The 9,455-nt window shown below is 61.3% G+C and carries 8 protein-coding genes; 2 read left to right on the top strand and 6 right to left on the bottom strand.

Going from position 1 to position 9,455, the window contains the following annotated elements; translation table 11 throughout:
- Positions 1–101 precede the first annotated feature (101 nt).
- Positions 102–500: a PilZ domain-containing protein gene (locus ACYJRZ_RS13965; RefSeq protein WP_207899585.1), complete on the bottom strand. Its 399-nt coding sequence runs from the start codon at positions 498–500 to the stop codon at positions 102–104.
- 310 nt (positions 501–810) lie between these two features.
- Between ACYJRZ_RS13965 and ACYJRZ_RS13960 the strand changes: the two genes are divergently transcribed.
- Positions 811–1,245: a glyoxalase superfamily protein gene (locus tag ACYJRZ_RS13960; RefSeq protein WP_459459575.1), complete on the top strand. Its 435-nt coding sequence runs from the start codon at positions 811–813 to the stop codon at positions 1,243–1,245.
- A gap of 64 nt (positions 1,246–1,309) precedes the next feature.
- On the top strand, positions 1,310–2,677 hold the full coding sequence (locus tag ACYJRZ_RS13955) for an MATE family efflux transporter (RefSeq protein WP_459459573.1): 1,368 nt from the start codon (positions 1,310–1,312) through the stop codon (positions 2,675–2,677).
- Positions 2,678–2,737: 60 nt separating this feature from the next.
- On the opposite strand, the gene iolB is transcribed toward ACYJRZ_RS13955, so the two are convergent.
- From iolB to ACYJRZ_RS13930, 5 genes are all read right to left on the bottom strand, one after another.
- On the bottom strand, positions 2,738–3,535 hold the full coding sequence (gene iolB / locus ACYJRZ_RS13950; protein ID WP_459459571.1) for a 5-deoxy-glucuronate isomerase: 798 nt from the start codon (positions 3,533–3,535) through the stop codon (positions 2,738–2,740).
- A 15-nt stretch (positions 3,536–3,550) separates the two neighbouring features.
- Positions 3,551–4,465 carry a myo-inosose-2 dehydratase gene (gene iolE / locus ACYJRZ_RS13945; RefSeq protein WP_459459569.1) on the bottom strand — a complete coding sequence of 305 codons (915 nt, stop codon included), beginning with the start codon at positions 4,463–4,465 and terminating at the stop codon, positions 3,551–3,553.
- A gap of 66 nt (positions 4,466–4,531) precedes the next feature.
- Positions 4,532–6,382 carry a 3D-(3,5/4)-trihydroxycyclohexane-1,2-dione acylhydrolase (decyclizing) gene (gene iolD, locus ACYJRZ_RS13940; RefSeq protein WP_459459567.1) on the bottom strand — a complete coding sequence of 617 codons (1,851 nt, stop codon included), beginning with the start codon at positions 6,380–6,382 and terminating at the stop codon, positions 4,532–4,534.
- A 25-nt stretch (positions 6,383–6,407) separates the two neighbouring features.
- The gene (locus ACYJRZ_RS13935; RefSeq protein ID WP_459459565.1) at positions 6,408–8,342 is read right to left on the bottom strand and encodes a bifunctional 5-dehydro-2-deoxygluconokinase/5-dehydro-2-deoxyphosphogluconate aldolase; all 1,935 of its coding nucleotides are present in this window, start codon (positions 8,340–8,342) and stop codon (positions 6,408–6,410) included.
- Positions 8,343–8,519: 177 nt separating this feature from the next.
- Positions 8,520–9,392 (bottom strand): MurR/RpiR family transcriptional regulator, encoded by an 873-nt coding sequence (locus tag ACYJRZ_RS13930; protein ID WP_459459563.1) that lies wholly within the window; start codon positions 9,390–9,392, stop codon positions 8,520–8,522.
- Between the last annotated feature and the right edge of the window lie 63 nt (positions 9,393–9,455).

Genomic DNA, 9,455 nt, shown 5'->3' with positions numbered 1-9,455 from the left:
GGCAAGTACTTTCAGCGTCGCCTTTGCTCGATACGCAGGCATGCCGCCTGCACGATATGCCCGCGGGGACGTGCGAAGCGATTGAGGACGTGAAGCCGAATTTATACCGGCCGCCGCCTGCCGCGCGCAGCCAGCGCTTCGACATTGCCGATCATGAAATCTGCGCGCACGACGCGGCGCAGCGTCTCCGGTTCGATCAGGTTGATGAAGCGGACATGGACACGGTTGTCGATGCGGCTGACCTCGGCGCAGGCGATGCGGTAGGCGAGACCGAGAATGTTCAGATAGTAGTGGGTCGGCAGGCCGACCGTCGTGGCGACGGTGAAGCTCGCGCCGCCGCGCGAAATATCGGTAATTTCGGCGCTGCGCACCGAAATGCCTGTCAGGCAGGGACGGACAGCTACGAGCCGCGCCGGCCGCTGGACGTAGAACCGTTCCCAGCTACGCTCATAGACTTCGGATTTGACTTTCGCCAGATGGGTTGCGCGAAGCATTGTCATTCCCTGTTGAAGAACAGACCGAATTCATCTCGGTTACACCATGAACCTTGCACGGAGATTTTGCGGAAGCGTCAATTGCATTGGTAGAATTTTAACGGGTTCGTCTTTTGTGCCGATTTGGACGCATCTTGACAGCCGCATCGGCTTCGATCATACGAACGAGCGGTTCGAGGCGCCTGCCGCTCGCGGATGAAAATCCAAGGTGAAGTCCTCTCTGTTTTAGGTCACAGCCATTCAGGGCATGCTGACTGGCGGTAATGCGAGCCCCGTTTCACGGTCGTAAGTGCGTGCCTTAGCAAAGGCTGATCCTATGACGACGTATCCGTCTATAGATGAATTGAAGGCTCAGGCCCGGCGTCTGCGTCAGGCCATGGCCGAGCGCGGCAACGAGATGAGCCACAGCACCGCACTGGAGCTGATCGCCAAGCAGCATGGGCTGCGCGATTGGAACACGCTGTCGGCGCTTGCCCCAAAACCCAACGATGGCCCGGACGCGCCATTTGATGTCGGCTCCGCCGTGCGCGGACGCTATCTGAACAAGCCTTTCACGGGCAAGGTTCTGGCGATGTCGGCGAAGTCTGGCGGGCTCTACAGGATAACGATCCATTTCGACGAACCGGTCGATGTGGTGGAGTTCGAGAGCTTCTCGGCGTTTCGCCAGCGCATCAATGCCCAGGTCGATGCTGACGGCATTTCGCCGCGCAGAACATCGAACGGTCTGCCGCATCTGGTTCTCGATATCTGACTTCATTCGTCATTATCAGACCGCTATCTTCGCCGCCTGCGAGCGATTCCGTCCGGATGCCACCATGACACACACACTCGAAAACAACATGTTCCTCACCGGCTGGTTGCCTGGCGTCTTTGCCAGGACGGCCGCGCCGATTATCATCATCACCACGGTCAGCGGCCTCTTCGCCGTCGTCGACGCCTATTTTCTCGGCGTCTATGTCGGCGCCGACGCGCTGTCCGCCGTCAGCCTCATCTTTCCCGCGCTCATGCTGCTGATTGCGCTGCAGACGCTGGTTTCCAATGGTATGGCGAGCATTCTCGCCCGTCGCCTCGGGGGCGGAAATCGCGATGGGGCAAAGTCGGTATTCGCCGGCGCCCATACGCTGGCACTTGCCGTCGTGGTCGCGATCAATCTCATCTACTGGCTCGCAGGCCGGCAATTCATTGCCGTGGCCGCGGCAGGAAATGTCGATGTCGCCCGCAACGCCGAGGCCTTCATGGGCGTCATGGTCGCCTTCGCGCCGATCAGCTTCTTCCTGTCACTGCATCTCGATGGGCTGCGCTGCGAAGGAAAGCTCGGCTTCATGACACTGGTGACGCTTGCCTCGACACTGCTGAACATCCTGGCGAACTGGTTGCTGATGGCCGTCCTTCATTGGGGCGTGGTCGGCTCCGCCGGCGGCTCGATCCTGGCGCAATTCATTTGCCTTACCATCGTCGTCATCTATCGCTTGCGTCGGCCGAACGGGCTCCGGGTCGACATGGCGCTGCATGTTCGTGAGTGGCGCGGCATCTTTGCCTTCGGCGCGCCGATGAGCCTCGGCTTCATCGGCATTTCGCTAAGCTCGACGGCGATCCTCTTCAACGTCTCGATCTGGCATCAGGGGGATTATGTCGCGACCGTCGGCGCCTACGGCATCGTCACCCGCGTCATGACCTTCGCCTATCTGCCGCTGCTGGGCTTGAGCATCGCGCTGCAGACCATATCGGGCCACAACCACGGCGCAGCGCTTCCGGCGCGCGTCGGTCATAGCGTCCTGATCGCCCTGATCTCGGCTCTGGTCTATTGCGCGGCGGTTGAACTCGTCGTCGAACTGTTGGCGCGGCATCTGGGCTCGATCTTCGTGGCCGACCCCCTGATCGTCGCGGAAGTAGGCCGCATCCTGCCCTGGACGATCGGCGCCTATTTCCTCTTCGGCCAGGCGATCATCCTGTCGTCCTATTTCCAGTCGATCGGCGATGCGAAACGCGGCGCGATCTTCGGCCTGTCACGGTCCTACATCTTCACCCTGCCGCTGACATTCCTCCTGCCGCTCGTCTTTGGCGAACGCGGGATCTGGATGACGCCGATCTTTGCAGAAATGGGGATGATCTTGCTGACCTGGCTGGTACTGTCACGCAATGCCAGGGATCGGAAATGGCGCTACGGCTTGTTGCCGGCATGAAATGAAAGGCCGCGCTTTCAGGCGCGGCCTTTTTTGTAGCGAGCCTATATCAGGCGCCATTCAGGATTTGAGCAGCCACTCGTGCTCGACGGCATTGTGGAATTTCCAGATGCGCTTCGGGCCGGCCATAACGTTGAGATAGTAGAGATCGTAGCCGTGGCACGCGGCGCAAGGGTGATAACCCTTCGGCACCAGCGTCACGTCACCATCTTCCAGCACCATGACTTCATCGAGCGACCGGTCGTCCGTATAGACGCGCTGGAAGCCGAACCCCTGCGGCGGGTTGAGGCGGTGATAATAGGTCTCCTCCAGGAAGCTCTCGTTCGGGAGATTGTCCTGATCGTGCTTGTGGGGAGGATAGGACGAGGTGTGTCCGCCGGGTGTGATCACTTCCACCACGAGCAGCGAATGCGCCGCGCCATCGTCTTCCGGCATGATGTTGTTGACATAGCGGACATTCGTGCCTTTGCCGCGCGTCAGTGCCGGATGGGTGCCCGGCGGAATGGCGCGAGCCTCATAGGAGCCGCCGCCCGGTGCCGAGCAGACGGCCAGTTCCAGATCGGTCTCGGCGGTTACCGACCAGCTTGAGCCCGAGGGAATATAGAGCGCGTGGGGCGCGCCTTCAAACGGGCTCATGCGACCACCGAGCGAGCCGAAATCCTTCGTACCCGCCTTGGCGCTGCCCTTGCCGCTGACCCAGACAAGGCAGACCTCGCGATCACCGGTCTCGGCCGAAGCGGTTTCGCCCGGCTTCAGGCGGTGTAGATCGAAGCCGACATAGGTCCAGCCGGCGCTTTCGGGCGTGACATGGGTGACGCGGCCATGGGAGCCGTCGGATTTCACCTTGAGATTGGGCATGGGCGTTCTCCTCCCTTACTTGGGAAAACCTTCGGTTTCCACCGTGTAGCCTGCGGCCGTCATGACGCGCATCAGCTCGGCATGGCCGATCTCGGCCATCCTCTGCGGCGGCGCCTTGCGCGGATCCTGTTCGGCTTCGACGACGAACCAGCCTTCATAGCCGTAGTCGGCGAAGCGCTTGACGATGGCGCCGAAATCGAGCGAGCCGTCGCCCGGCACCGTGAACGCGCCGAGCGCGACGGCATCGAGGAAGGATTGACGGCTGCGATCCAGCCCGTCGACGACAGACTTGCGGATATCCTTGACGTGGACGTGGTTGATGCGGGCGTGATGGTTGTCGATGGCGCGCAGCACGTCGCCGCCGGCAAAGGCCAGGTGACCGGCATCGAGTAGCAGCGGAATGCCTTCGCCGGAATTGCGCATGAAGGCGTCGAGTTCCGGCTCGGTTTCGACGACGGCGGCCATATGATGGTGGTAGGAGAGCGGCATGCCTTGGTCGGCGCACCATTCGCCGAACTCGGTAACGCGACGGGCATAGGCCTTCATCTCGTCATCCGAAAGACGCGGCTTGGTGGCCAGCGGCTTGGAGCGATCACCCTGGATCGAGCGGCCGACTTCGCCATAGACGATGCAAGGGGCGTTGACGGCCTTGAACAGCTCGATCATCGGCGCGATGCGATCCTTGTTGGCGGCGAGCTCCTCATTGACGAGCGTGCCCGAGAACCAGCCACCGCAGAGCGTCACGTCGGCGGCGCGCAGGATCGGCAGCATCTCATCGGGATTGCTGGGGAAGCGCCGGCCCTGTTCCATGCCGGTGAAGCCGGCTCCGCGCGACTGGCGTAGGCATTCTTCCAGAGATACGTCGTCGCTGAGCTCCGGAAGATCGTCGTTCCACCAGGCGATGGGCGACATGCCGAGTTTGGCCTTCATTAATGGTCTCCTTGAAAAGCTAATTGGAGGAGCCGAAAGCTCCTCCAGAAAAATGACGGAAATGGATCAGCCGATGCGCTGGGCGGCGCGTGCTTTCTCGTAGGCGGCGCGGGCCTTGTTGACCTCGGCGCGCGGGCTGACCTCGGGAACGGCGACATCCCACCAGTGGCCGCCTTCATTCGTGGTGATCAACGGGTCGGTGTCGATGACGATGACCGAGCTGCGGTCGTTCTTCTTCGATGCTTCTATGGCCTGCTCCAGCTCGGTGATGGACGAAACCTTCACGGCTATCGCGCCCATGCTGGCCGCATGCGCCCGGAAGTCGATCTCCGGCATCACCTCGAAGCGCGCATCCTTCAGGAGATTGTTGAAGTTCGCGCCCCCGGTCGCCATCTGCAGGCGGTTGATGCAGCCATAGCCGCGGTTGTCGAGCAGGACGACGGTGATCTTCAGGCCGAGCATGACAGAGGTCGCCAGTTCGGAATTCATCATCATGTAAGAGCCGTCGCCGACCATGACGACGACATCCTTCTCCGGCCGCGCCATCTTGACGCCGAGCCCGCCGGCAATCTCATAGCCCATACAGGAGAAGCCGTATTCCATGTGGTAGCTGCCCGGCGCCGTCGCAGGCCAGAGCTTGTGCAACTCGCCAGGCAGGCCACCCGCTGCACAAACGAGAATGCTGTCCTTGCCGCCGAGCGTGCGGGTGACGGCGCCGATGACCTGGGCGTCGGAGGGCAGGGCGGCATTGGTGGTTGCCATCGCCTTGGCGGCGGCCTCCATCCAGACCTGCTTTTCTTTCGTCGCCTTCTCGGCGAGCGACGCCGGCGCGCGCCAGCCCGTCAGGCCGGCGGAAAGCGCCTTCAGTCCCTCGCGCGCATCTGTCACCAGGGGGTGGCTGTTGTGCTTGAGAGCGTCGTAGGCCGCGATGTTGAGGCCGATCATGGCCAGCTTTTCGTTCTTGAACAGCGCCCAGGAGCCGGTGGTGAAATCCTGGCAGCGTGTGCCGACGGCGATCACCAGATCGGTCTCCTCGGCAATAGCATTAGCCGCCGATGTGCCCGTCACGCCGACGGAGCCGAGTGCGAGGGGATGCGTCTCGTCGATCGCCGATTTGCCCGCCTGCGTGACAACGACGGGAATGTCATGCGCTTCGGCGAAAGCGGCGAGTTCCCTCGTCGCCTGTGAATAGAGCACGCCGCCACCGGCCAGAATGACCGGCTTTTCCGAACGACGGATCAGCGAGATGGCATTGGCAAGTTCGTCGACATCCGGCTGCGGGCGGCGCTGCGTCCAGATGTGCTCCTCGAAGAAGCTCTCGGGATAATCATAGGCTTCTGCCTGTACGTCCTGGCAAAGCGAAAGCGTCACAGGGCCGCAATCGAGGGGATCGGTCAGCACCTGCATGGCGCGCTTCAGCGCCGATATGATTTGTTCCGGGCGGGTGATGCGATCGAAATAGCGCGATACTGGACGGAATGCATCATTGGCTGAAACGGTGCCGTCGCCGAAATCCTCGATCTGCTGCAGCACCGGATCGGGCGCGCGATTGGCAAAGACGTCGCCGGGCAGAAAGAGAACCGGAATACGATTGACATGCGCGACGCCGGCGGCCGTCACCATATTCAGCGCGCCGGGGCCGATGGAGGTCGTGCAGGCCATGAAGCGCTGACGGAAGCTCGCCTTGGCATAGGCGACCGCGGCATGTGCCATGCCCTGCTCATTGTGGGCACGGAAGGTCGGCAGCTCCTCGCGTACCTGATAAAGCGCCTCGCCGATGCCGGCGACATTGCCGTGACCAAAGATCGCCCAGACGCCGCCGAAAATCGGCTGCTTCTGCCCGTCGATGATGGTCATCTGCTTCTTGAGGAAATGCGTGACGGCCTGTGCCATCGTCAATCGGATCGTCTTGCCCATCGGGCGCCTCCCAAATGCTTGTTTCTTACAGGCCGCGGGTTTTAAGCCAAGCTTGTGTCAGTTGCCGGAAGCGGCCGGCCATATCTGCAATCGCTTCCTCGTCGTTCATGCCGCCCGAGAGCCACGCGCGAGCCGCATCGGAGAAGATGGTCCGCCCGACGGCGAAACCCTTGACCGAAGGGGCCGCCAGCGTCGCCTCAAAACTGCGGATCAGTTCCTCCGCCGGTGCCTCCAGGCCAAGCAGTACGATACCGCGGCACCATGGATCATTTTTGGCGATCACGGCATCGATTTTTTTCCAGGCAGCCGTCGATTCCTGTGGCTCCAGCTTCCACCAGTCCGGCTTGATGCCGAGAGCGTAGAGCTCTTCCATGGCAGTCGGGATAGTGTCGTCGGTCAAAGGACCGTTCTTGCTGGCGATGATTTCCACCAGCAGTTCGCGGCCGACCTTGCGCGCGGCTTCGAACAGCGTGCGTAGCTTTTCCTGCTGTTCCGCTTTCAGCTCCTTCGGATCGTCCGGATGGTAGAAGCACAGGCATTTGATGCAGTGGTTGAGCGGCCATTCAACGAGTTGCGAGCCAATATCCTGACTGAATTCGAATTTCAGCGGCTTCGATCCCGGCAGCTCGACAGGGCGGCCGATCCAGGAGAAATTATTGGTGGCGGCATCGAAGAAGGCGTCGCGCCCAAAGCGCTCATCGATCAGCATGCCGTAGCCGGGGCGGCCATCCGCCACCCGCGCTGCCGCCTCGACCGCAAGCCGCTTGAAGGCGACGATCTTGTCATGAGCGATGCCCAGTTCATCGCAGACGCTGACGAGCTGCGAACGATGGTCGATCGCAAGCGCCATCAGCAGCGGGATTTCATCGCCGCGGCGGGTCGTCGCCCAATGGATGTGGTTGATCGCCTCGTCCTTGCGCAGTGCCCTGTGCTTGCTGCCCGTCTTCAGGAAGAAATCGAGCTCCGTCCAGGTCGGATATTCCGGCGAGCAGAGTAGACGGGAAACGGCAAAGGCGCCGCAGGCATTCGCCCAGGTAGCACAGGTCTTCAAGGGCTCGCCGCGCAGATAGCCACGCAGGAAGCCGGACATGAAGGCATCGCCGGCGCCGAGAACGTTGAAGACCTCGATCGGGAAACCCTGGCCGACGATGCCGGCTTCGAGATCGTCGGAGATCGGGCCGTCATAAACGATGCAGCCCATGGCGCCGCGCTTGAGCACGATAACGGCGGATGAGAGACGGCGGATTTCCTTGAGCGCGCCGAGCACGTCGTCGGCGCCCGAGGCGATCATGATCTCTTCTTCGGTACCGACGATCAGGTCGCAATCCGGCAGCGTCTCCTTCATCTTGGAGGAAACGCGCTCCGACTTCACATAACGCTCGAAACCTTCGGCATGGCCGGCGAGGCCCCAGAGGTTCGGCCGATAATCGATATCGAAGATCACCTTGCGGCCGTGTGCCTTGGCGATGCGGATCGCCTTGCGCTGTGCCGCCTCGGTATTGGGCTTGGAGAAATGCGTGCCGGAGACCAGAACGGCGCCCGAGGACTTGATGAAGCCTTCGTCGATATCGTCTTCATTCAGCGCCATGTCGGCGCAGTCGGACCGATAGAAGATCATCGGCGAGACGCCTTCGGCCTCGACCGCGAGCAATACCAGCGCCGTCAGGCGCTCCTTGTCCGTCGCGATCCCGTCGACCGCCACACCTTCGCGCGCCGCCTGTTCTCGGATAAAGCGGCCCATCTGCTCGTCGCCGACACGGGTGATCAGACCGGATTTCAAGCCGAGCCGTGCGGTGCCGATGGCGATATTGGCCGGGCAGCCCCCGACCGACTTGGCGAAAGAGGCGATGTCTTCGAGCTTCGAGCCGATCTGCTGACCATAAAGGTCGACGGAGGAGCGGCCGATGGTGATCACATCGAGTTTTGCGTCCGGCCCAGCGCCAGAATTGTCGTGTGCCATGATGTCCTCCCGTCGGGCATGACCTCTTTTGCTCTTCAGCCTGCGCCGAGATCATGCGTTATTGAACGTGCCGGTGTCTGTTTCGTCCCGGTTGCTATGGATCTGGCGGCATCTCCCGCGCCCCTGATCTTGGTTGTAGTGAAACATTGGTTCCGAGATTTTGTCAATTCGGAATATTTATTCCATTTTCGTTTTGTCGACTTTTGGCGCAGCTTTTCGCCGGCGCTCGGCAATGGCAACCGGAAAGGCCATGATCAGCGCCATCGATGCCGACAGCGAGCGGAAACCGGCAAAATCGGCTTCCGCCACTTCAAACCAGTAATCCGCGCAGGCGGTAAGCGGCGAGAAGGCCGAATCGGTAATGGCAATGACGGGCACGTTGCGCGAGGCAAGATCCTGTGCCTGCGCCAGGCTATCGGCGGCATAGGGCGAAAAACTGGCGGCGATCGCGGCGTCCTTCTCAGTGGCGAAACGGGTGATCTCGCCGTCGATGCCATTCGGCGAGGCGACGATCTGGTGACGTATGTTGAGCTTGGAGAAGGCATAGGTCATATGTGCCGTCAGCGGATAGGAGCGGCGCTTGGCGATCAGATAGATCGTCTCGGCCGCTGCAAGCACGTCGATGGCCTTGGCGAAGGTGTCGGTCTCTATGGTTGCGGCAAGCTTGTTGACGGATTGGCTCGCCGCAGAGAGGAAGCCCGAGAGAATGCTGGCCTCTTCGTTCTCTATGCCGGAGCGTTCGAGCGTTACCAGCCGTTCTTCGTAGGTCAGTGTTCGGTCGCGCAGTCTTTCCCGGAAAATGCTCTGCAGATCGGAAAAGCCCTCGTAGCCGAGGTGATGGGCAAGGCGCACCAGTGTCGAAGGCTGGACCTCGGCAGACGCCGCAATGCTGGCCGTTGTGCCGAAGGCGATTTCATCCGGATTGCTGAGTGCGAAGGCGGCAACCTGTGCGAGGCGCTTTGGCATGGCGTTCTTGCGCTCGATGATGATGCTCCGCAGGCTTTCGAAATCGCGTGGCACCCTGGTTTGCGTCTCGACATTGTTGTCCATACGCCGTCCTTTAGCTCCCCCAATACCTGCTATGAAACAAACATTCCATATTTGCAACGATAC

The sequence above is a fragment of the Rhizobium sp. No.120 genome (assembly GCF_054558365.1).
The sequence above is the reverse complement of the archived record's forward strand: the minus strand, read 5'-3'. Positions and strand labels throughout refer to the sequence as shown.

Excerpts from the sequence above, each read along its gene's own strand:
- ACYJRZ_RS13965 (WP_207899585.1), bottom strand. The coding sequence starts at position 500 with ATGACAATGCTTCGCGCAACCCATCTGGCGAAAGTCAAATCCGAAGTC.
- ACYJRZ_RS13960 (WP_459459575.1), top strand. The coding sequence starts at position 811 with ATGACGACGTATCCGTCTATAGATGAATTGAAGGCTCAGGCCCGGCGT.
- ACYJRZ_RS13955 (WP_459459573.1), top strand. The coding sequence starts at position 1,310 with ATGACACACACACTCGAAAACAACATGTTCCTCACCGGCTGGTTGCCT.
- iolB (WP_459459571.1), bottom strand. The coding sequence starts at position 3,535 with ATGCCCAATCTCAAGGTGAAATCCGACGGCTCCCATGGCCGCGTCACC.
- iolE (WP_459459569.1), bottom strand. The coding sequence starts at position 4,465 with ATGAAGGCCAAACTCGGCATGTCGCCCATCGCCTGGTGGAACGACGAT.
- iolD (WP_459459567.1), bottom strand. The coding sequence starts at position 6,382 with ATGGGCAAGACGATCCGATTGACGATGGCACAGGCCGTCACGCATTTC.
- ACYJRZ_RS13935 (WP_459459565.1), bottom strand. The coding sequence starts at position 8,342 with ATGGCACACGACAATTCTGGCGCTGGGCCGGACGCAAAACTCGATGTG.
- ACYJRZ_RS13930 (WP_459459563.1), bottom strand. The coding sequence starts at position 9,392 with ATGGACAACAATGTCGAGACGCAAACCAGGGTGCCACGCGATTTCGAA.